Genomic DNA, 22,121 nt, shown 5'->3' on the forward strand with positions numbered 1-22,121 from the left:
TTTTCACCGGCAAAGCCACAAAAATGCGCGGTGTCTCCGTTTATCGGGGTTGCTCCTAGGTCTGCGCGTATTGCACGCGCAGGGATTTCCCCAATTTATTGGTTTTGATGAGTGCGTCTTTCAGGCGCTGTTCCGTCAGCGCAGGCGTCATGTTTGCCGCATATTTATGTGCGAGGGTGGCCACAACCATTCGCTCGAGGTCTGCGGGCGCCATCTCGCCCTCGTACCCCAGATCCGCGAATGACGTCGGCAAATTCGTATAGGCGAGAATGGCCGTCAGCTTATCTAATGCCTCTTGCGGACGCTCCTCGATCACAGTTTGAACCAGCGCCCCGAAGGCAACCATTTCCCCATGCAGGTTTTTGCCCATGCTCGGAATCGCCGTGATCCCGCGGATCAAGGCATGGGCCAAGGACAAGCCGCCACTTTCAAACCCAAGCCCGCTGAGCAGAACCGTCGCCTCGACAAGCTTCTCGACCTCAGGGGTAATCTTGCGGATTTTCACGTCGTCATAGGCACTTTGAGCATGTTTCAAAATCGCGTCGTAGCATTGATCCGCGAGCATAATTGCGGTTGCCGAAGGCGACGTGCCAAAAAAGTTCACGCCACCCGATGCCGCGCATTGATGCGCTTCCAAGCTTTTGCTGATGGCGTCGCCGATCCCTGCCGCAAAGAAGCGCACGGGGGCTTTCACGATGATTTCCGTGTCCACCAAGATCGCGGTGGGATTGAGCTTTAGGAAGTCGATTTGGATCGGCGTTCTATTCCGATCGTTGATCACAATCAACCGGCTCGTCGGTGCGTCGTTGGACGCGACTGTCGGCGCGATTACGACCGGCACGTCCAAACTCGCTGCGGCAGCTTTGGCGGCGTCAACGGCCTTGCCGCCACCGAGGCCGACCACGACATCGGGCGAATATCCGGCGACTTGCTGATTGCATTGCGCCACTGTGTCGAAATTGATTTCACCTGGGAATATGACCACGCTTGCCGGATGCTCCGCGCGTTCTAAACTGTCGAGCAAGCTCGGCAAGGCAACTTTCCGCACCGTGTCGTCGCAAAGCACAACCGGGCGTTTGAAGCCAAGCTCACTGAGCAACGGGCCTGCTTGGCTCAGCGCGCCTGGCCCTTGAATGTATCGTGAGGGAAACCCCATCGTCTTAAGCATCAGACGGCACCTTCCGTTTGATCAGATGCCTGACCGTTATCGCCTGCGTCAGGTGCCAAGAGCGCCTGATCGAAAGCAGGGACGATCCGAATGTCCCGGCGCACGCTGCCGCCGAGTTTTTCGAGCGCCGCCAGATAGGCAGGGCTTTCATAGAGCGCGAGGGCTTGATCCAAGGAATCCCATTCCAGCAGCGTCACACGCGCCTGCAGTCCAGCCTCGTAGGTTGCAACGGGCTCTCCTCGCGATAGATACTGCGCGCCGGCGGCAACAACAGCGGGGGCTGCAAGCGCCGCATAGGCCTGCAAAGCCGCTTCGTCGTGGACCTCGTCGTAAAACGCGATGGTGTAAATCTTGCCAGTCAAAGTCATTCTCCTACCCCAGCCGCACCCTGAAATTGCTTTCCGGATTCGGCGATCACCCAATCGTTAATGCCCATTTGTGGCCTTTGTCAACAATGTCCAATAAAAATATTTACCCCACTCACTCCGATGCCCGCCCACGTCCGAAAGGTTGTGATTTCGCATCAAACACAATATAGAATCCAAGGCGTTAACCTTTGAGTGGATGCGGTGTGGTTGTGGAACAGAGCCAAAATCTAGAAGAAAAAACCTACACACTTTTGAGGCAAGCCATTGAAAAAGGGAGGTTAAATCCCGGGCGCGTCATTGTAGAGTCCTCAGTGGCAAAACTGATCGGGGCGAGCCGAACACCGGTCAAAGCTGCGATTGCTCAGCTACAGTCCGAAGGACGCCTCACCCGGTTTTCGGGTCGCGGGTTCATCGTTCAAACCTCAGATGACGAGGTCGACCGACGCCCGATTACCGCCGAGACCTTAGGTTTGGCATCTGATGAAGCGGGTGCATTCAAGGTGCGGTCGTCGGAAGTACTCTATGATGAAGTCGAGTCCGAACTGGTGCGCTGCGCCATTCGCGGGCGATTGCGGATAAACGAATCCGATGCGGCTGCACATTACGGCGTCGGGCGAACTGTAATGCACGAAGTGCTACTACAAGCGCAGTCAAACGGGTTGGTGGTTCGCGATGGCAGCTCTCGTTGGCACACGGTTGCGCTTGATGAAAAACGCATTACCGCGCTCTACCAATTGCGTATGCTTTTAGAGCCCGAGGCGCTGGCCCTAACCACAGGCGAAATTGCGCCCCAGACGCTGGATCAATTTGCTGTCCGCCTGACCGAAGCCGCAGAATCTTACCCCAATGTCAGTCCCGCGGATCTGTACAAAATGGAAGAAGAGCTGCACATTGATTGTGTAACGGCTTGCCCCAATCAAGAGATTTCGGAATCCCTCAAACGCACCAACTGCTTGCATTTGGCGAGCCGTTACGTCTTGGGCAACGAGGTCGATCTGCCAGAATCCGAACCGTTCTTCGAAGAACACCTGAATGTCATTTCCTCCATGCAAGCCAAAGATTTTGACGTCGTCAAAAAGGAAGCACTGCACCACCTAAAAACCGCGCTTCCCAAAGTGATCGCACGTGTTCAATCCGCAAAAATGGCGCTGGAACCCTTAAATTTGCCATTTGTTACCGACCTCAACTCCGCGTCAACTTAACGATTTTCCTTTTGTAACGACGACACTGTCAAAAATCGCCGCGGCGCCTGCAGCAAAGCGCACATGCAGCCGTCCGAGCGGGAAGCATCGAGGTCACTCCTGTCCGCACAGGCGATAACTGCCTCTAAGCACGCCGCACTTCTCATCAACGACCGCTTCTCACGCGGCATCGCGGCGATCGTGAGCTGTGCTCCCAGGCCGAAAGGCGGACTTTGCAAAGGTCGCAATCTGCGCAGAGCTGCCGCTTGTGCTTTGAGCAGCATCCGTCAATTTGGGCTCAGAGCGGTCATTCGAAGAGCCGTTGAACTGGGAACCGCTACTCTAGTTCCAGCGCAACCACGCCTTCGGACCAGCCATCCACATTGCACCGCGACCGCACATAAACCGTGGTGACGCCCTCCAGCACCGTGACGCCCGACTGAGACCGCGTGAACGGTTGCTCGTTGACGTGTGGATGCGCCAGCACGCGGGTGGTCAGCACGGTGCCGTCGGCCAATTCAACGCGCCAGCCGTCGGCATAGTGGTCCCAGCCGGTGTCGGGGTGCAATAGCGTCACATCAAAGCGCCATGTGCCGCCCTGCTGATTGGCGCGGGCGTCGGTGATCTGCGGGGCATCGGCGTGTACCGAAACGGTCGCCAGTAAGTACAGGCTTAGGGCAATGAAATGTTTCATGTTTTGAGTGTGCCACAGCGGGGGAATATTGCGAACACATTGTGATAACGGTTTTGTCATGCCTTTATTATCAACCACTTAAGTGAAATTCGCCGGTGGGCAGCATTGAGCGATTGATCTGAAACTGGAGGGGGCGCGTAGCTTTTGCATGTTCACAAGAGGAGATAGACATGCAGCGACGTAGCTTTATTGGAATGGTAACCGGACTTGCCTTGGCAGCGACCAGTTTTGGAGCCGCAATGGCGGGAAGTCAGTCCAAAATGGACATTGTGGACACCGCAGTAGGCGCTGGAAGTTTTGGAACTTTGGTCGCGGCGGTTCAGGCAGCAGGGCTGGTTGATACTTTGAAGGGCGAAGGTCCGTTTACTGTTTTTGCTCCAACCGATGAGGCCTTCGCGGCCCTGCCGGACGGTACCGTCGAGATGCTTTTGATGCCGGAAAACAAAGACAAACTGGTGGCGATTTTGACCTACCACGTGGTGTCCGGCAAAGTCATGGCTGCAGACATCGCAGGCAAGAAGGCGATGGTGCCGACGGTTCAGGGCAGCGAAATTTCTGTCGATGCCGTGCAAGCGGTGATGATCAACGACGCGACTGTCGTGGCGGCCGACGTGGCGGCGTCCAACGGCGTCATTCATGTAATCGACAAAGTTTTGATCCCGCAAGGTTGATCCATAAGGCCATAAAAAAAGGCGCGGTCGATACCGCGCCTTTTTTCATTTTGGGGATCTGGCCTTAGCCGGAGATCAGACCCATGCTTTCCAGCTTCAGGATCACCTGATGCGCACAGTTGTCGACGTCGACGTTTTCGGTTTCGACAGACAGTTCAGGGTTCGCAGGCACATCATAGGGGTCGGAGATGCCGGTGAATTCCTTGATTTTGCCTTCGCGCGCCAGCTTGTAGAGGCCTTTGCGGTCGCGACGCTCACATTCCTCGATTGAGGTGGCGACGTGCACTTCGACAAAGGCGCCAAAGGCTTCGATGTCTTCACGTACCGCGCGGCGGGTGGTGGCGTAAGGCGCGATTGGCGCACAGATGGCAATACCGCCGTTCTTGGTGATCTCGGACGCAACATAGCCGATGCGGCGGATGTTGAGATCGCGGTGCTCTTTGGAGAAGCCCAGCTCGGAGCTGAGGTTTTTACGCACAATGTCACCATCCAGAAGCGTGACCGGACGGCCGCCCATTTCCATCAGCTTGACCATCAGAGCGTTCGCAATGGTGGATTTGCCGGAACCGGAGAAGCCGGTGAAGAACACAGTGAAGCCCTGCTTGGAGCGTGGCGGCTTGGTTTTGCGCAGCTCTTTGACAACTTCGGGGAAAGAGAACCATTCAGGGATCTCAAGACCTTCGGCCAGACGGCGACGCAGTTCGGTGCCGGAGATGTTCAGGATGGTGACGTCGTCTTTGTCCTGAATTTCGTCCATTGGCTCATACTGGGCGCGTTCTTGCACCCAAACCATGTGTTTGAAGTCGACCATTGTGATGCCGATTTCTTCCTCATGGGTGCGGAACAGGTCCTGCGCGTCGTAAGGGCCGTAGAAGTCTTCGCCAGCAGAGTTTTTGCCGGGGCCGGCGTGGTCGCGGCCAACGATGAAGTGGGTGCAGCCGTGGTTGGCGCGGATCAAACCGTGCCATACAGCCTCGCGTGGGCCAGCCATACGCATGGCGAGGTTCAGGAGCGACATGGAGGTGGTGGACTGTGGGTATTTGTCCAACACGGCCTCGTAGCAGCGCACACGGGTGAAGTGGTCTACATCGCCCGGCTTGGTCATGCCCACAACAGGGTGGATCAACAGGTTGGCCTGAGCTTCTTTGGCGGCGCGGAACGTCAATTCCTGGTGCGCGCGGTGCAGCGGGTTGCGGGTTTGGAACGCAACCACCTTGCGCCAGCCCATTTTGCGGAAATAGGCGCGCAGCTCGTTTGGTGTGTCGCGACGGGCGCGGAAGTCATAGTGCACGGGCTGTTGGATGCCGGTTACCGGGCCGCCGAGGTACACTTTGCCAGCGTGGTTGTGCAGGTAGTTGACCGCAGGGTGGGCGTCGTCGTCCGCACCGAAGACTTTTTCGGCTTCGCGGACTTTGTTTGGCACCCAGTTGTCGGTGACGGTCATGGTCGCAAGGATCACGCCTTCTTGGTCGCGCAGGGCGATGTCCTGACCGGCCTCAAGGCTGGCGGCGAAGTCTTCGGACACATCCAGATTGATCGGCATTGGCCAGAGAGCGCCGCTCTCCAGACGCATGTTCTCGATCACGCCGTCGTAGTCTGCTTCGGTCAAAAAGCCTTTGAGCGGGTTGAAGCCGCCGTTCATCAGCAGTTCGAGGTCACAGATCTGGCGCGGGGTCAAATCCCAGCTGACCAGTTCGCCAGCTTCGATTTTGAGTTTCTGCGCGCTTTCATACGACACATACAGCTCTGGGATTGGTGCAAGGTTGTTTTGCATTGGATGAGTCCTGTGTTTGATTGGGGAGAGCCCGCTCGCGGTGCCGGTAAGCTCCGCGTGAAGGGCGTTGTATTCTGCAAGTTTGCGGTCAAGGAATTGGTCGGTGAGCCGCATTTTTTCCGCGGCTCCACGGGCGGTCAGCGTATAGGCAAATCGCTGACGTTTGTCTGGGCCGGCACGGTCGCTGATCGAAATATGACCAGCGTCAGCAGCGGCGCGGAGTTGTCCGTTCAAAAGGCCGAGGGAGATGCCAAGCGCCGCCGCGGTCGCACGCTGGCTGGCACCGGGGGCGGTGTCCAGTTGGCGCAGAAGTCGGAAGAGCATGTCTTCTTCGTCCGGGGTGGGAGTGGCAACAGGGTCGGTCATCAACGAAACTCAAAGTGTGTTCACACGTGAACGCAATACACGAAAAATCTCGTTTGGGAAGCTTTTTCTGCGACTGCATAACGTTCTTGCGCGCAGTGCAACACTGCGAACAAAGGGTTAAGCGTCTGAATTCACCGGATTCACGGGTTTTGGCTGCAAAAGCTGCGACAGTTTGGCCGCCTTGGTGACTGGCAGTGCGGCCATGGGATCGGCGACACCGCGCAAATCCAACTCGACAAAGCTGAGATGGCCGGTGTCGTGGCCGGCGGTCTTGAGCAGCTCCTCGGAAATCAGGGCCTCAACCGCCAATTCTTTGGTTTTGCCTTCGAGGCGGGAGGTGGCATTCACCGTGTCGCCGATGATTGTGCGAGGCGCGTTGTCGGCGGCGCCGATTTCGCCCATCACCAGAGTGCCAAGGTGCAGCCCTATGCCGATGGCGACGGGCGGGGCTTTTTCGGCCTTGAGCGTCTGGTTGAAAGTGGCGAGCGCTGCGCCAATTCCAGCCGCCGCATCCAGTGCCGCCTGGGCAGAGTCGGCTTCGTTGCCCTGCTCAAAAACCGCCAGCAGGCCGTCGCCCAGATATTTGTCCACAGTGCCGCCTGCACCAGTGATCGACGGGACAATGGCATCAAAGAAACGGTTAAGCAAAAACACCACATCGTAGGGCAGCTGTCCGGTGGTGCGCGCGGTAAAGCTGCGCATGTCGAGAAACAGGATCGCCATGCGCCGTTCCTCGCCAAGGCTTTGGTGCGCGCGGGCGCGACGTCCGTCAGAGCGGAACACCTGGAGCACCGTGGCGGGTTCGGTTGGGCGCAACTGACAGGCTAAACGGGCGTTGGGAGGCGCGTTCACGGCCGCAAGACTTGCGGCTTCTTCGGGGGAGGGCGGGTGCAAGAGGTCGGCGCCGTCTTCGATGATAACGCGACACGTGGTGCAGCGCCCGCGCCCGCCACAAAGGGCCATGTGGTCCACGCCGTTCGCGCGAGACATTTCAAGGAGAGTCATGCCGCGCTGGCCCTTGATTTCCGGGCCGGACACATAGCGGATCGGCACAGCGCCTCTGCGGATCACATAGCGGCGTGTCAGGTGGGTGATGAGTGTCAGGGCAACAATCGCCGCAAAAATCAGCAAGTTGCGGTTGGTGGTCTCTAATAGGACGCCGAATTGCTCGGGGGACAACCAGTTGTAACGCTCGGCCAGTGCTGGAAATGTTTCGGGATCGCTCAGCAACGCTTTTTGCGCGCGGCCCTGAATCATGAAACCGGTGAGCGCCCACGCCGGGATCAGAGTGGCAAGGCTGATCAGGATGGGCAAAAATTTGCGCCACCAACCCTGCGTGCGCAGCCAGAAATGCAGCCCCATACAGCCGTGGGTCCAAGTGATGAGAAGCAGAAGCGCCTGATTCCATCCGCTGGCGCTGTCCCAAATCAATCCGACGAGATAGCCCATCCGGTCGTTCAGGCCAAAAAAATCGTTGGCCATGCGGGTGTGAACGATATGGGCGGTCAGAAACAGCGGTATCAGGATGCCAAGGATGATCTGAAACGCCTCCCAAGTTGGCATTTTCAGAGTGCGCCGTCGGGCGAGGCGATAAAGCGCCAACCCCATGTGCGTGAAGAGCGCGCCATACAGTAGAGTGGTGCCAAGCACCGAGCGATGCACCGCTTGTCGGATGTCCTGAAACGACTCCATGATTTCAAGCGAGAAGATACCCAGCCCGATATTGAGGAAGTGAAAGAACACGTAGGTGAACAGGACCAATCCGGAGAAGATTCGCGCGCGTGTGCGCCAGTTGCCTTTCCAAAGAGAGGAGCCGCCTGATTTTGCCAATGTTTTGTCCTGTCGCCTTTGGCCTAAAGAGTGGCGGCGCAAAGAGGGTGGGTCAAGGCGCGTATCATTGTGCTCGTTTGCGCAGAACCACGGGCAGTCCACCTTTTGGTTGAGGAATTGGCACGCGGATCCAGTCGATGGGGGCGTCACTTGCGTGCTCGATACGATAGGTTTTCAGGAGCGCTGCGAGGAAGATTTTCACCTGCATGGTGGCGAAGTGCAAACCGATGCACTTGTGCGCACCACCGCCAAACGGTGCCCATGCATATTTGTGCGTGCGGTCCTCTTGGCGGTCCGGCCCAAAGCGGTCGGGGTCAAACTTTTCGGGTTCGGTCCAGTATTCAGGCGACATCATCACGGTGCCGGGCGAGGCAGAGACCCATGTGCCAGCAGGGATTATATGCCCCTGCCATTCAAAATCGCGCACAGCACGGCGGGGGATCAAGGGCACAGGTGGCAAAAGGCGCAGAGCTTCCTTAAAAACAAGATCTGTGGCCTGCAAAGAGGCCAGTCCCGCGTCGTCAATTGGACCGTCAGGCAGAGCATCTACTTCAGAGATGATGCGGTCCTGCCAGTCGGAATAGGTCGCCAGCGCCCAAGCTACTTTGGTTAGGGCGGAGGCGGTGGTGTCATGCGCGGCCATCATCAGGAAGTTGAAATGGTCGACGAGGTCTTCAGCATCCCAGCTGTTGCCGTCCTCATCCGCAGCCAGCACCATCTGAGAGAAAAAGTCGTCACCTGGGGCGGCACGCCGTTCGGGTATCATCTTTGCAAAATTCTGTGTCAACGTGGCACGAGCGGCCATGCCGCGGGCCATTTTGGTGAATGGTACAGGTTTGCGGATCACAGACGTTGCTGCGGCGACTTCGGCGCGGAAGGCGTTGGACAGCAGATCCGCGCGCGGGTCATCCAGATCAAGGCCCATGAACACAGCCGCGCCCATGCGCAGGGTCATGTCTTTGATCGCAGGAAAAAATTTGAATGGCTGGTCAGCCTGCCAATCGGTCAGGAGCGTGGTGGTCGCGGTTTCCAGACGGGCGCGGTAGGCGTCCATGACAGGTTTGCGAAAGGCCGCCTGCATAATGCGGCGGTGCGCACGGTGGTCGTCAAAATCGCGCAACATCAAACCGCCGGGGAACAGCCTGTGCAGCATGTCCCAGCCCTCGTAGGAGGAGAAGAGTTTTTGCGTGTCCCCAAGGATGAACTCAAGCGCATCCGCGTTGCCAAGTGAGACCCGCCACTGCCCCAGCACTTTGACTTTGTAGACCGGACCGTAGGTTTGCGCTGCGCCCATATGCAAACCGATCGGGTCGCGCAAAAGGTCAAGCGTGTGGCCGACCACCGGCGTCAGCGGCGGGTGGGGGATGTCGTCTAAGCTGAGCGGCTTGGCGGGTGTGACAGGCAAGGTTTGCTCCGGATGATGTACGGGAACGCTACGGCTTTGGCACCTGTTATGGCAACCGGCAGTTGCGCCGGTTGCTGTGTTTTTCTGATCGTGTCAGGCGTTATTCCTGTCCGGCGATAAATTTTTCTGCATCCAGCGCAGCCATGCAACCCATGCCTGCGGAGGTCACCGCCTGACGGTAAATGTGATCGGTCAAATCGCCTGCAGCAAACACGCCTGGAATGGATGTGCGGGTGGAGCCGGGCTCGACGTTGACATAGCCGCCGTTGTGCAGCTCCAGCTGGTCCGCAACCAGTTCGGACGCGGGCGCGTGGCCGATGGCAATAAAGACGCCAGCGGCTGGCACTTCGGTGATTTCGCCGGTTTTTGTGTGTTTGACCTTCACGCCAGTCACGCCTTTGGGCATGTCGGTGCCGACAACTTCTTCGAGTTCGTGGAACCAGAGGGTCTCGATTTTCTCGTGTTTGAACAAGCGGTCCTGCAGGATCTTCTCCGCGCGCAGCTCATCGCGGCGGTGGATCAGCGTCACCTTGGACGCAAAGTTCGTCAGGAACAGCGCTTCCTCAACAGCGGTGTTGCCGCCGCCGACAACCACGATTTCCTGACCGCGGTAAAAGAAGCCGTCACAAGTGGCGCAAGCGGATACGCCGAATCCCTTGAAGGCTTCTTCGCTGTCTAGACCAAGCCATTTGGCGCGGGCGCCGGTGCACAGGATTACGGCGTCAGCTGTGTAAAGCGTGCCGCTGTCGCCTTTGGCCTTGAAGGGACGCTCGGACAGATCGAGGTCAGTGATGATGTCGCCGACGATTTCGCAGCCCATGGCGCGGGCGTGCTCTTCCATCTTGATCATCAGGTCGGGGCCTTGGACCTCGACAAACGAAGGATAGTTTTCGACTTCTGTGGTGGTGGTCAACTGGCCGCCCGGCTCAAGACCCTGCACCAGAACAGGTTCCAACATGGCGCGGCTGGCATAAACGCCTGCGGTGTAACCTGCGGGGCCGGAGCCGATGATCAGAACCTTGGTGTGTTTCGTGTCGGCCATGAGGCACCTTTTTGAAATGTGTTTGCGAGTCCGATAGCGGATATAGCTGCCCGTTGCCTATAGGAAAAGACCTTGGGTGGTTTCCGGAACACACGGTCTCGCGATTTGCCTTTCGGCGGGACATTGCAAAAGGATATTGCGCAAGCGCGAAACATTATTGCGCGTTAGCGCGGCGGTGATATAAGAACCGCAAACTCAAGGGAGTGACGTTTTCACATGGCTGGACACCGGCTCGATCCGATTGATCGCAAAATTCTCGCAGAATTGCAGGCCGACGGCCGGATGACAAACGTGGAACTCGCCAAGCGAGTCGGCATTTCGGCGCCGCCATGTCTGCGCCGGGTACGTACCTTGGAAGAAGCTGGATTTATCCGTGGCTATCATGCCGATGTGGACAGCCGAGAGCTGGGCTTTGAGGTGCAGGTATTTGCTATGGTCGGTTTGGTCAGCCAAGCCGAAGCGGACCTGAGCGCGTTTGAAGAACGGTGCCGCAACTGGCCTTTGGTTCGTGAGTGTCACATGCTGAATGGCGAGGTGGATTTTATCCTCAAGTGTGTTGCGCCTGACCTGAGCACGTTTCAGACCTTTCTGACCGAGGACCTGACCAGCGCGGACAACGTGGCCAGCGTGAAAACGTCTTTGGTTATCCGTGGTGCCAAAGATGCACCCGGCGTGCCGTTTGAGGTGCTTGAAGAACGGTTGAGCCGGGACGCATAGAAGCGCAATCGCACGCTTCCTTTTCCCCGACCCTAAAACAAAAGAAGCCGCCCACAGAGGGCGGCTCTTTTACGAAATGTCTCGGGTCGCCGAAGCTTAGGCTGCTTTGGCAAGGCCTTCGGCGGTGCGCTTGGCGATGAACGCTGCGCGGCGTGCGCCGCGGGCCCATGGCATGGCGGGTGCGTCTGCTTTGGATGCGGCTACGACCGATTTGATAAAGCGTTGGTTTTTCATGTCTGCTCTCCGTGGCTGTCGACCCTTCTTGTGGGGCCGGTTTGTTTCCGTGTTGAGAACAATTTCGCCTCCGATTGGGGCGGAGATGGGGCAAGATTGGTCAGATTTAAGGAAAATACCAAACCAAATTTTAGGCAATCTGTCTCAATTGTGGCGGTGAGCGTGGTGAATGCCTGAATTTACAGGCGGATCACGGAAATCAGGCGGCCATAATCCGCTTCGCCGGCGTGTGTCGTTCTGCGGTAGGAATAGAACCGGTCGGCATCAGCGTAGGTACAATGACGTGTCCATTCCGCGGCGCCGATTCCAGCTGAGCGCAGGCGGTGGAGCCCGTAGCTGGGCAAATCAAAATGCATCCGGTCCCCTTCGCCTTGGGCGAAAAAGCGACTGTTATCGGGGGTATTCGCGATGAAGGCGTCCAGAAACTCTGGGCCGACCTCATAGGCGGCTTGTGAAATGGAGGGGCCGATCACAGCTCTGGTGTCGGCGCGGGAGGCCCCCAGTGCTTCCATGGCGTCCAGTGTTGCCTCCAGCACGCCATCCAATGCGCCGCGCCAGCCTGCGTGGGCCGCGCCCACCACACCAGCATCGGTGTCAGCAAACAGCACGGGTTGGCAATCAGCGGTCAGAACCGCAAGCGCAAGGCCCGGCGTGGCCGTGACAACTGCGTCCGCCTTGGGGCGTGTGCCGTTTTGTGGCTCGGTGATGGTCAATACGTCGGCGGAGTGCACCTGATATGGGTGGGCCATATGCGTGAGAGGCACGTCCATGGCCTCGGCCACACGGGAGCGGTTGATAGTCACGATTTCGGATTGGTCCGAACTGCCCATACCGCAGTTCAGCCCGGCAAACACCCCGGAGGACGCTCCGCCGCGACGCGTGAAAAACCCGTGACGCACGGGGCCAAGCAAGTCGGACGTGAGAATTTCCAGTGTCATGTGATGCATCCGGGCGGAGGGGGGGCGCCTTTGGGAAAGAGCGCAAGAACCTTGAACAGGTTTCCCATTTCCTGTGGATGCGTCAAGCGCCGATGCGCTGCGATATGTGATTTCAGCGCTTCGCCGCTAAGACGGGACGCCAATGTTTGGGCGCGCTGGGTGATGCCAAGGTGTTCGAGGAACACACCTTGCGGTGTCAGGGGCGCATGGGCACAGGGTGCTGCTTTGGCGAGAGCTTCGAAATCCACATGGGCCGTTAAATCGGCGGTGCCGGGTGTTGCGAGCGGATCGGCAGGTGCATGGTTTTGCAAGGCTTGCAGCGTGTCACCAAGCGAGGTCCAGCCACCGTAGTCAATCAACAGCGCTGCTCCGCCATGGGTTTCTATCGATGCCCCAGCGTGATCGCATACCGCCCGCGCTGGGGCGCAGGTTTCGACGATCTGGTCGGGCACCGTATCCGCGAGGCGGTGTTCAAGATCCGGTTGTGGCAACTCAGGACCTAAGCCAAATGTCAGTGCGCCATCCCGAGAGGTGATCAGGCGTTCATGCCACCCGGTGTCCGCACGCAGGAATTGACGGATCGGCAAAGCGTCAAAAAACTCGTTGGCTACAAGGAATAGAGGTTGGGCAGGCAGGGTGTCGATGTTGGTGTGCCATGTGGCGTCGTCGACCAGCGCCTGCTGTTTGGCGCGCAAAGTGGGCGAGGCTTCGACCAGATGAACTTTTGCGGCGGCGTGAAAGCCGGGAACCTGGCGGGTGGCGCGCAGGATGTCGGCCATCAGAGTGCCGCGACCGGGACCGAGTTCCGCCAGCGTGAAGGGCGAAGGGGCGCCCTGATCGAGCCAGGCTTGCGCCAGCGCAAGGCCAATAAGTTCGCCAAACATCTGCGAAATCTCAGGCGCCGTGGTGAAATCGCCGGCAGCACCCAAGGGGTCGCGTGTGGTGTAGTAGCCGTGCTCGGGATGCAGCAGCGCTTCGGTCATGAAATCAGCGACCGTCATCGGTCCGTGCGCCTCGATCCGGGCCAGCAGGTGTGGTGTCAGGTCGCTCACGCCGGTTTGGCCCGCACGATCAGAAACGCCCCAAGTAGGATCATCGGCAGGGACAGCAGCTGGCCCATGGTGAGACCATAGTTGCCTAGTTGCAGAGCAAGGCCAAGCGGGTTGCCTTCGGTCACAAAATGCGCGTCGGGCTGGCGGTAGAATTCAACGATGAAGCGCGCGAGACCGTAACCCGCAAAGAATGTGCCGGTGAGAAGGCCGGGGGTTTTGAAACCGTTGCGGCGCCACGCCAGCCAAAGCAGGAGGGCGCCAAGGATCAAGCCTTCCATCAAGGCCTCATAGAGTTGCGAGGGATGGCGCGCGCAGAGACCAAGCAGCTGGCCGCAGTCCTGCGCCGCGTGGCCGGGGAAAACCACGCCCCACGCAACGTCGGTTTGGCGGCCCCAGAGTTCGGCATTGATGAAATTGGCGATGCGACCCAGCAGTAGGCCAGGCCAGATGCCCAGCACCATTGCGTCCGCCACGCGCAGTTTGTTGAGTTTGTGAGCGCTGGTGTAGATCCACGCTGCGATTACCACACCCAGCATACCGCCATGAAACGCCATGCCCCCTTGCCAGATTTGCAGGATTTCTCCGGGGTTGGCGGCGTAATACGTCGGTTTGTAAAACAGCACATAGCCAAGCCGGCCGCCAAGAATTACGCCGAGAATAACCCATGTGAGCAGGTCTTCGATCTGGCGCGGATTGATTGGGGCCTCGTCATCTGGCCACAAGCGCTGGGCGCGCACGGCGGCCACAACGATGCGCCAGCCAACAAGAATGCCGACGATATAGGCCAGTGCGTACCAGCGCAGGGCAAACTCCATGCCAAAGGCTGAAATCGAGAATATCTCTGGCGAGATATCGGGGAAGAAAATGGATGCGCGCATGGGACCTCACCTGTTGAGGCATAAGTGGGCGCGCAGGGCGGGCAAAGTCAAGGTGGGCAAACGATCTTGTGTCGCCGTCCAACCCGCCCCATATAGGGGACAGCCAAAAGCGGAGAGATCAATGCAGACCCGTAACAAGTTTATGGACGACATGTCCCAGCTGATGACCAATGCAATGGGCGTGGCCCAAGGCGCAAAGGACGAAGCGGAAAACGCGATGAAATCGATGATGGACCGCTGGCTCGCGGACCGTGATTTTGTCACCCGTGAAGAATTTGACGCTGTGCGCGGCATGGCGCAAAAGGCACGCGAAGAAAACGAGGCGCTCAAGGCGCGCATCGAGGCGCTTGAAAACAAGTAAGTGCTTTTGATCAGGCGCGTTTCGCCTGATACCTTGCGACACATAGACAGGGCCGCGCTTGCGGCCTAGTCTCCTTTAGCGAGAAGGAGACGTCATGTCGGATCGCAAGACGCAGCCCCCACGCACCACATTCAAAACCCGTGGCTTGACCAAGGTCTATGGGGAAGGCGCGGCCGCTGTTCACGCGTTGCGCGGAGTGGATCTGGAAGTTCCTGAGGGTGAAATCGTTGTGTTGTTGGGGCCGTCGGGGTCCGGCAAATCGACGCTTTTGAATATCCTTGGCGGCTTGGATCGGGCAAGCGACGGCGAGGCCTTTTTCCAAGACCAGAACCTGAGTGAGATGAGCGATCGCGCATTGACGTTGTATCGACGCGACCACGTTGGGTTTGTCTTTCAATTTTACAATCTGATGCCGTCGTTGACCGCGTTTGAAAACGTCGAGCTGGTCACCGAAATTGCCGAGAACCCGATGGAGGCGGACCGCGCCTTGCAGTTGGTGGGGCTTGGGGAGCGGGTGAACCACTTTCCGGCGCAAATGTCGGGTGGGGAGCAACAACGTGTGGCGATCGCGCGCGCAGTCGCCAAGAATCCGACAGTGCTGTTTTGCGATGAACCTACGGGCGCGCTGGATAGTGCGACGGGCCGTGCCGTGCTGCATGTGATCAACGACATTAACCGAGAGCTGGGCGCAACCGTGATGATTGTGACCCACGCGGCGGCGACAGCGCAGATGGCCCATCGGGTCATTCATTTTGCGGACGGCGCCATCCGGTCGGTGACAGAAAACGATTCCCGAGTTAGTCCCGACGAGATCGCGTGGTGATCTGATGCGGGCGCTTGATCGGAAACTTTTGCGGGATATGTGGCGCATCAAGGGGCAGGCGGGGGCGATTGCCGTCGTGGTTGCTGTCGGTGTTCTGTTGCAGGTGATGATGTCGGGGATGATCTCCTCGCTCGAAGAAACGCGGGCCACATACTATGAGCGCTACCGGCTGGCAGATGTGTTTGCACCGGTTACCCGCGCACCGCAAAAGATGCTGTCGAGGCTTGCCGACATTCCCGGTGTGGCTGCAGTGGAAGGCCGTGTTCAGGGCGGGGCGCTGGTGGATATTGCGGGGCAGGACTTGCCGGTGCGGGCGCAAGTCATGAGCCTGCCGGAGTGGCGAGATCCCTGGCTGAACGATGTGTATCTGTCCGAAGGGCAGCGGCCGCGGATCGGGCGCACGGACGAGGTGCTTTTGCTGCGCAGTTTTGCGCAGGCGCATGATCTGGCGTTGGGAGACGTTTTGTCGGCGACGCTTTATGGCAGCAAGCGCACGTTCCGCATTGTGGGGATCGCGCAATCGCCGGAATTCCTGTTCACCACCGCCCCCGGAGAGCTGGTGCCTGACGATGCGCGCTTTGCTGTGCTGTGGTTGAACGCCGAAGCGTTGGAGGCGGCGTTTGATCTGAAAGGCGCCTTTAATGAAGCGCTGTTGTCGCTGGAGCGCGGCACGGACGTCGCGCCGGTTCTGGCCGCTGTGGATGCGCTGTTGGATCGTTACGGCGGGCTGGGGGCATATGCGCTTGAGGATCAAGTCAGCAATCGGTTTCTGAGTGAGGAAATCAAGGGATTGAAGGCGACGTCCAAAGCGGTGCCGCCCATATTCATGGGGGTTGCGGCGTTTCTGTTGTACATCGTCGTGAGCCGAATGGTCAGCGCAGAACGCGAGCAGATCGGCTTGATCAAGGCGTTTGGCTATACTGACACAGAGGTTTCGCTGCACTACTTCAAACTGGTGGTGAGTATTGCGCTTGCCGGTGCGGCGCTTGGCTGTTTGGGCGGGGTCTGGGCGGGGCGCGCGTTGGCGGGGCTTTATCAAGCGCTGTATCATTTGCCGTTTCTGGTGTTCCGCGTTGACCCGTCGAGTTTCGCATCGGGCGTGCTGATTTCGGTTTTGGCAGCGGTTGTTGGTGGCGTGTCGGTCTTGCGGCAGGTGTTTGCCCTGACGCCGGCTGTGGCGATGCGCCCGCCAGCGCCTGCGGATTATTCTAAGTCAGGGGCGCTCACTGCGTCGCTCAAGACTTGGCTGGATCAGCCAAGCCGCATGGTGCTGCGGCGGGTTTTGCGCAATCCGGGGCGGATCTTTGGCGCGGTGATTGGTATTGCGGCGGGGATGGGGCTGAGTTCGGCGCAAATGTCGGTGATGTCTGGATTTAACGACGTGCTGGACACGACCTATGGTGTGATTGACCGCTCTGACGTTGCGGTGACGTTTTTTGAGCAAATGCCAGATAAGGCAGCGTTTGATTTGGCGCATTTGCCCGGTGTCATCGAGGTGGAGCCGATACGAGCCGTGGGGGCTGTTCTGCGCAATGGCACCGAAAGCTATCGCGGATCAGTGACGGGGCTTGTGGAAAACGCGCGACTGAATCGCGCCGTGGATGCGGATCATGTCGATATTGCAATGCCTGACAGCGGCATTGTGTTGGCAAAATCGCTGGCGGATACGCTGGGAATTGGCGCTGGCGATACGGTGTCGGTGGAAGTTTTGGAAGGACGGCGGCCGATCTTGGAGTTGCGTGTTGCGCGGATTGCCGAGACTTTGATGGGCGCGCCGGCCTTTATGCATATTAAGGTTCTCAACCGCGCTTTGGGAGAACCAGGGCGGATTTCGGGCGCCTATATGCGGGTTGATGCAGGCGCATATCCGGCGCTGTTTGCGGCGTTGAAAGATGTACCGAGTGTTGCCGGCGTGACCCGCAAAAACGATGCCCGCGCGGCGATGAAAAAGCTTATGGACGAAGGTGCGGGCACCATGCGCTATGTCATGGCGCTTATTGCGGGCGTGATTACCTTTGGCATTGTTTATAACAGTGCGCGCATCAGTTTTGGCGAGCAATCCCGAGACCTTGCCAGCTTGCGGGTCATGGGGTTCACCCAGGGCGAGGCCGCCTTTATTTTGCTTGGGGAGTTGGCAATCGTGGTCTTGCTGGCGCTGCCGATCGGCGTGCTTTTGGGGTATGGGTTGTCCTATCTGGTGGCAGCCGGGTTTAGCACCGATCTGTACCAGATTCCGACGGGGTTCCGCCCCGATGCCTTTGGCGTTGCGGGATTGGCGGTGGTCGCAGCGGCGCTTATCAGCGGATGGCTGGTGAAGCGGGAAATCGAGCGGGTTGACCTTGTGGCGACCCTGAAGACGAGAGAGTGAGCGGGATGGCAAAAAAGAGGCAATCGCGGCGAGTTTTGACGGTGGCCGCGGCTTTGGTGATCGCGGTGGCGCTCGGGGCGGCGTTCTGGCCCAAACCGATGCCGGTGGATCTGGGCGAGGTAACGCGCGGCCCGTTGGTGGTCACGGTTGACGAGGAAGCCCGCACGCAGGTGCGCGACCCCTATGTTGTGTCCACACCGATCGCAGGTCGACTGATGCGCGTGGCGTTGGAGCCTGGCGATTTTGTCGAGGCGGGAAAAACCGTCGTGGCGCAGATGTTGCCAACCAATCCCGCGGCACTTGATATCCGAACACGCGAACAAGCAAACGCCGCCATTGCCGCCGCCGAGGCCGCGTTACGAGTGGCCGAGGCAGACGTAAACAAGGCCATGGCGGATCGTGATTTGGCAGAAGAAGACGTCAAACGCGCCCGTGCTTTGTTCAAGCAGGACACCATTTCAAAGGCGGCATTGGATCGCGCGGAGGGCACGTGGCGATCGGTGCAAGCCATCGTGGATACCGCGCGCGCCGCAATTTCGATGCGGGTTGCGGACCTTAACAACGCAAAGGCGCGGTTGATCGGATTTGATGATCAGGGGCTGTATCAAGCCTCTCCGGGATCAGACAGCAAACCGATCTCTTTGCCCTCACCAATCACGGGACGTGTGCTGCGAGTCATCCAAAGAAGTGAAACCACGCTTGGGGCTGGGGCGCCCATTCTGGAGGTCGGAGACACTGCAAGCGATCTGGAAGTAGTGGTTGAACTGCTGTCCACGGATGCGGTGCGGGTGGATGTTGGAAATCAGGTTATCATCACCAATTGGGGCGGGATCGGTGATCTTGCAGGCGAAGTCGAGCGGATTGACCCCTGGGGGTTCACCAAGCACTCCGCGTTGGGCGTTGAAGAACAGAGGGTCAATGCCGTGATCCAGTTCACCAGCGATCCGGAGCAATGGCGCACGCTTGGCCATGGCTTTCGGGTGGAGACCCGGATCGTGGTTTGGGAAGCAGAGAATGCGGTGATCGCGCCATCCAGCGCGTTGTTTCGGCAAAACGGTCGCTGGATGGTTTTTGTCGCTCAAGCTGATGGCGTGGCTGTGTTGCGTGAAGTGAAAGCTGGCCGCAACAACGGGTTGCACGCGCAAATTTTGGAGGGGCTTGAGGTCGGTGAAAACGTGGTGCTTTACCCCTCAGCAGGGCTGACCGATGGCGCAAAGATTGTGCAACGCGCGGCAAACTAATCCTGTCGGATGGGTACCGTAGGGTTTGCGACGTTGACATTCGCGCCCGCCATAATGGCCGTGGGCAGCCGCGGGAGAGCTGTCAATTCATAGGCGATCAGCGAAGAATTTGGTCTCGCGCGGGGCTGGCGGGCGAGGGGGCAGGTCACGCCTGCGTCTTGTGCTGAATTCAGTTTAATCCACAACTTATTGCGTTATCCACAGATATTTTGCTTTACAGAGGGCGGCCACCGCACCACGATATGTTGTAAGAGCCGTGGCAATCGCCACAGGGTCTAGAGCAGGCACCAAGCGCTAGGGGCGCTGCCAATCCCTAAGCGCAACAGCAAAAACGAGGTGGCGCTATGGCATTGTCCGAGCAGTTTTTTGAAGAAGACCTCCATCCTATCGACATCGTTGAACACATCGCGACACACTACGATTGGAATTTTGATCGTATCGCGGATGACCAGATCGCAATGGCCGTAGAAGGCCAGTGGAAGACCTATTCGATTACGCTGGCGTGGTCGGCGTATGATGAAACGCTTCGCCTTGTGTGCTCCTTTGAAAATGAGCCGCCAGAAGAGAAGCTGCCGCAGCTTTACGAAGCGCTTAACGCTGTGAATGACGAGTGCTGGGCGGGTGCTTTCACATACTGGCAAAAGCAACAATTGATGATCTATCGCTACGGCCTGGTGTTGACCGGCGGGCAGGTGGCAAGCCCCGAGCAGATCGACACGTTGATCCGTCTGGCGGTCGAAGCTTGCGAGCGGTTTTACCCTGCATTCCAGCTGGTGGTCTGGGGAGACCGCAAGGTTGAGGACGCGATGCAGGTAGCCATTGCAGAGGCCTACGGGCGGGCGTAACACTTTCCCCCAAACGAGATTGAGGGGAAATTTCATGGATATGAACGAGGTGGCAGCGAACGGGCTGGTCTTGCTGGGATGCGGCAAGATGGGGTCGGCGATGTTGCAGGGTTGGCTCGCAGATGGATTGCCCGCAACGTCTGTGTGGGTGCAGGACCCGTTTCCCAACGATTTCGTCAAAGGCGCTGGCGTTCATGTAAACACTGACCTGCCGAAATCACCGGCGATTGTTCTGATTGCTGTAAAGCCGCAGATGATGGCGGATGCTTTGCCCGCACTGGCAGCAATGGGCAATGGCGAGACATTGTTTGTGTCGGTGGCCGCTGGCATTTCGATCGCAACGTATGAGGACATGTTGGGGGCTCAGACGCCAATCGTGCGCGCGATGCCGAACACTCCGGCGGCGGTTGGCAAAGGAATTTCCGCGATTATTGGCAACACACACGCAGGGGCCGCAGGCCTGGACGCGGCCGAAGGTTTGCTGCGCGCTGTGGGTCAAGTTGTGCGGCTGGAGCGCGAGACCCAGATCGACGCAGTTACAGGTGTCAGCGGTTCCGGCCCGGCGTATGTCTTTCATTTGATTGAGACTTTGGCGGCAGCTGGCGAGGCGCAAGGGTTGCCGGCGGAGTTGTCGATGGCGTTGGCTAAAGCCACGGTTGCGGGCGCTGGAGCCTTGGCTGAGGCGGCAGATGAGACACCGGAGCAGTTGCGGATCAATGTGACGAGCCCGAATGGCACAACCCAAGCAGGGCTTGAAGAATTGATGGACCCTGCGGATGGCTTGCCACCTTTGATGTTGCGCACCGTAGGTGCCGCAACGCTGCGCAGTCAGGAATTGTCCAATGGCTGAGATCGATTTTGACGCGTTTTTGAAGGTCGATATCCGTGTGGGGACGGTGACCCGTGCTGAGCCCTATCCCGAAGCGCGCAAACCTGCGATCAAGCTGTGGGTGGATTTCGGCGGCGACATTGGTGAGCGTAAAAGCTCGGCCCAGATCACCAAACACTATGAGCCAGAGCAATTGATCGGCAAACAGGTGATGGCAGTGGTGAATTTCCCGCCGCGCCAGATTGGCAAGTTCATGAGCGAAATTCTGGTGCTTGGTTTGCCGGATGCGGATGGGGAAATTGTACTAATTGGACCTGATAAAGATGTGCCCGCTGGAGGGCGAATGCATTGAAAAAGCTATATATTACACGCCCTTTGCCAGAACAGGTGGAAGAAGCGGCGAGAAAAGAATTTGATGTGGTTTTGCGGCGCAACAATAGCCCGCTCAGTCAGAGTGACATGCGTCATGCGCTGCGCGAATATGATGTGATCCTGCCAACGCTGGGCGATATGTTTGACGCGCAGGTTTTTGCGGACGTGCCCGCGCCACGCTGTAAGCTGTTGGCCAATTTTGGTGTAGGTTTCAACCACATAGACGTTGCGGCGGCACGTGCTGCGGGGGTTGAGGTGACCAACACGCCGGGGGCGGTGACTGACGCGACGGCGGACATTGCGATAACGCTGATGCTGATGAGTGCGCGGCGTGCGGCCGAAGGCGAGCGTTTGGTGCGGTCGGGCAAGTGGAGCGGGTGGCATCCGACGCAAATGCTGGGCATGCATCTGTCGCGCAAGACCGTGGCGATTGCGGGCATGGGGCGTATTGGTCAAGCCATTGCGCAGCGGTGCTTTTTTGGATTCGGGATGAAGGTACTTTATTGGAATCGCTCGAAAAAGCCGATGGAGTTCGAAGCTGAGCGGGTCGAGGATCTGAGTGAAATGGCGGCCGTGGCCGACGTTGTTGTGGCGGCGGTTCCAGGCGGGCCGGAGACACGCCATCTGTTTGATGCGGACGTGTTCAACGCCATGCAACCGCATGCGCATTTCATCAACATCTCGCGCGGTGAAGTGGTTGATGAACAGGCACTTATTGCGGCACTGCAGGACAAGGTCATTGGCGGTGCGGGGCTGGATGTCTATGAGTTTGAACCCCAAGTGCCGGACGCTTTGAAGGCGTTGGACACTGTCACTCTGTTGCCGCATCTGGGCACGGCCACGCTTGAGGTGCGCACCCAAATGGGGATGATGGCAATCGACAATTTGCGGGCGTTTGCGCGCGGTGAGACACCGCCCAACAGGGTGTAGAACCGCAGTCTGTATCGCGTCGGTATTGCGACTG

22 protein-coding genes are annotated in these 22,121 nt (G+C 58.4%); 11 read left to right on the forward strand and 11 right to left on the reverse strand.

From position 1 onward, the window contains the following. Positions 1-55: 55 nt before the first annotated feature. Both PG871_RS05385 and PG871_RS05390 read right to left on the reverse strand, forming a co-directional pair. Positions 56-1,168: a glycerol dehydrogenase gene (locus PG871_RS05385; RefSeq protein WP_270726906.1), complete on the reverse strand. Its 1,113-nt coding sequence runs from the start codon at positions 1,166-1,168 to the stop codon at positions 56-58. After that, positions 1,168-1,536: a DUF1330 domain-containing protein gene (locus PG871_RS05390; protein WP_270726908.1), complete on the reverse strand. Its 369-nt coding sequence runs from the start codon at positions 1,534-1,536 to the stop codon at positions 1,168-1,170. The genes PG871_RS05385 and PG871_RS05390 overlap by 1 nt, the downstream gene beginning before the upstream one ends. 209 nt (positions 1,537-1,745) lie before the next feature. Here PG871_RS05390 and PG871_RS05395 point away from each other — a divergent pair, with 209 nt between their 5' ends. Continuing rightward, on the forward strand, positions 1,746-2,738 hold the full coding sequence (locus tag PG871_RS05395; protein ID WP_270728720.1) for a GntR family transcriptional regulator: 993 nt from the start codon (positions 1,746-1,748) through the stop codon (positions 2,736-2,738). Positions 2,739-3,054: 316 nt separating this feature from the next. Here PG871_RS05395 and PG871_RS05400 read toward each other — a convergent pair whose 3' ends face one another. Then, a complete protein-coding gene (locus PG871_RS05400) occupies positions 3,055-3,411 on the reverse strand; it encodes a hypothetical protein (RefSeq protein WP_270726910.1) in 357 nt (118 codons plus the stop codon). Positions 3,412-3,581: 170 nt separating this feature from the next. Between PG871_RS05400 and PG871_RS05405 the strand changes: the two genes are divergently transcribed. After that, positions 3,582-4,082, forward strand: a complete 501-nt coding sequence (locus PG871_RS05405; protein ID WP_270726913.1) for a fasciclin domain-containing protein — start codon at positions 3,582-3,584, stop codon at positions 4,080-4,082. Positions 4,083-4,146: 64 nt separating this feature from the next. Here PG871_RS05405 and PG871_RS05410 read toward each other — a convergent pair whose 3' ends face one another. The 4 genes from PG871_RS05410 to trxB all read right to left on the reverse strand — a co-directional run bounded on the left by PG871_RS05410 (position 4,147) and on the right by trxB (position 10,499). Further along, positions 4,147-6,222, reverse strand: coding sequence for a bifunctional sulfate adenylyltransferase/adenylylsulfate kinase (locus tag PG871_RS05410; protein ID WP_270726914.1), 2,076 nt, complete (start codon positions 6,220-6,222; stop codon positions 4,147-4,149). Between the two features lie 117 nt (positions 6,223-6,339). Then, on the reverse strand, positions 6,340-8,052 hold the full coding sequence (locus PG871_RS05415; RefSeq protein ID WP_270726916.1) for an adenylate/guanylate cyclase domain-containing protein: 1,713 nt from the start codon (positions 8,050-8,052) through the stop codon (positions 6,340-6,342). Positions 8,053-8,116: 64 nt separating this feature from the next. Next, a complete protein-coding gene (locus PG871_RS05420) occupies positions 8,117-9,457 on the reverse strand; it encodes a cytochrome P450 (RefSeq protein ID WP_270726917.1) in 1,341 nt (446 codons plus the stop codon). 100 nt (positions 9,458-9,557) lie between these two features. Continuing rightward, the gene (gene trxB / locus PG871_RS05425; protein ID WP_270726919.1) at positions 9,558-10,499 is read right to left on the reverse strand and encodes a thioredoxin-disulfide reductase; all 942 of its coding nucleotides are present in this window, start codon (positions 10,497-10,499) and stop codon (positions 9,558-9,560) included. Positions 10,500-10,715: 216 nt separating this feature from the next. Here trxB and PG871_RS05430 point away from each other — a divergent pair, with 216 nt between their 5' ends. Continuing rightward, the gene (locus PG871_RS05430; protein ID WP_270726922.1) at positions 10,716-11,216 is read left to right on the forward strand and encodes an Lrp/AsnC family transcriptional regulator; all 501 of its coding nucleotides are present in this window, start codon (positions 10,716-10,718) and stop codon (positions 11,214-11,216) included. Between the two features lie 96 nt (positions 11,217-11,312). Here PG871_RS05430 and PG871_RS05435 read toward each other — a convergent pair whose 3' ends face one another. The 4 genes from PG871_RS05435 to lgt form a co-directional block, all read right to left on the reverse strand. Continuing rightward, complete coding sequence (locus PG871_RS05435; protein ID WP_270726925.1) at positions 11,313-11,450, reverse strand: hypothetical protein; 138 nt, start codon at positions 11,448-11,450, stop codon at positions 11,313-11,315. Positions 11,451-11,629: 179 nt separating this feature from the next. Next, on the reverse strand, positions 11,630-12,388 hold the full coding sequence (gene pgeF / locus PG871_RS05440) for a peptidoglycan editing factor PgeF (protein WP_270726927.1): 759 nt from the start codon (positions 12,386-12,388) through the stop codon (positions 11,630-11,632). After that, positions 12,385-13,389, reverse strand: a complete 1,005-nt coding sequence (locus PG871_RS05445; protein ID WP_270728722.1) for a class I SAM-dependent methyltransferase — start codon at positions 13,387-13,389, stop codon at positions 12,385-12,387. Before PG871_RS05445 ends, pgeF begins: the two co-directional genes overlap by 4 nt. Before the next feature lie 47 nt (positions 13,390-13,436). Then, positions 13,437-14,318: a prolipoprotein diacylglyceryl transferase gene (gene lgt, locus PG871_RS05450; RefSeq protein ID WP_270726929.1), complete on the reverse strand. Its 882-nt coding sequence runs from the start codon at positions 14,316-14,318 to the stop codon at positions 13,437-13,439. A 121-nt stretch (positions 14,319-14,439) separates the two neighbouring features. Here lgt and PG871_RS05455 point away from each other — a divergent pair, with 121 nt between their 5' ends. The 8 genes from PG871_RS05455 to PG871_RS05490 all read left to right on the forward strand — a co-directional run bounded on the left by PG871_RS05455 (position 14,440) and on the right by PG871_RS05490 (position 22,087). Then, positions 14,440-14,679, forward strand: a complete 240-nt coding sequence (locus PG871_RS05455; protein ID WP_054003296.1) for an accessory factor UbiK family protein — start codon at positions 14,440-14,442, stop codon at positions 14,677-14,679. Between the two features lie 94 nt (positions 14,680-14,773). Continuing rightward, positions 14,774-15,502 (forward strand): ABC transporter ATP-binding protein, encoded by a 729-nt coding sequence (locus PG871_RS05460; RefSeq protein WP_270726932.1) that lies wholly within the window; start codon positions 14,774-14,776, stop codon positions 15,500-15,502. A gap of 37 nt (positions 15,503-15,539) precedes the next feature. Next, entirely contained in the window at positions 15,540-17,870 is a 2,331-nt protein-coding gene (locus tag PG871_RS05465; protein ID WP_270726934.1) for an ABC transporter permease, read from the forward strand. 5 nt (positions 17,871-17,875) lie between these two features. Beyond that, entirely contained in the window at positions 17,876-19,111 is a 1,236-nt protein-coding gene (locus PG871_RS05470; RefSeq protein ID WP_270726935.1) for an efflux RND transporter periplasmic adaptor subunit, read from the forward strand. Between the two features lie 344 nt (positions 19,112-19,455). Further along, on the forward strand, positions 19,456-19,956 hold the full coding sequence (locus PG871_RS05475; RefSeq protein WP_270726937.1) for a YbjN domain-containing protein: 501 nt from the start codon (positions 19,456-19,458) through the stop codon (positions 19,954-19,956). A gap of 34 nt (positions 19,957-19,990) precedes the next feature. After that, positions 19,991-20,806 (forward strand): pyrroline-5-carboxylate reductase, encoded by an 816-nt coding sequence (proC, locus tag PG871_RS05480; RefSeq protein ID WP_270726939.1) that lies wholly within the window; start codon positions 19,991-19,993, stop codon positions 20,804-20,806. Continuing rightward, entirely contained in the window at positions 20,799-21,137 is a 339-nt protein-coding gene (locus tag PG871_RS05485) for a tRNA-binding protein (protein WP_054003290.1), read from the forward strand. Before proC ends, PG871_RS05485 begins: the two co-directional genes overlap by 8 nt. Then, a complete protein-coding gene (locus tag PG871_RS05490; protein WP_270726941.1) occupies positions 21,134-22,087 on the forward strand; it encodes a 2-hydroxyacid dehydrogenase in 954 nt (317 codons plus the stop codon). Before PG871_RS05485 ends, PG871_RS05490 begins: the two co-directional genes overlap by 4 nt. Positions 22,088-22,121: the final 34 nt, after the last annotated feature.

The sequence above is a fragment of the Shimia sp. Alg240-R146 genome (genome assembly GCF_947331465.1).
Classification (GTDB): Bacteria; Pseudomonadota; Alphaproteobacteria; order Rhodobacterales; family Rhodobacteraceae; genus Shimia.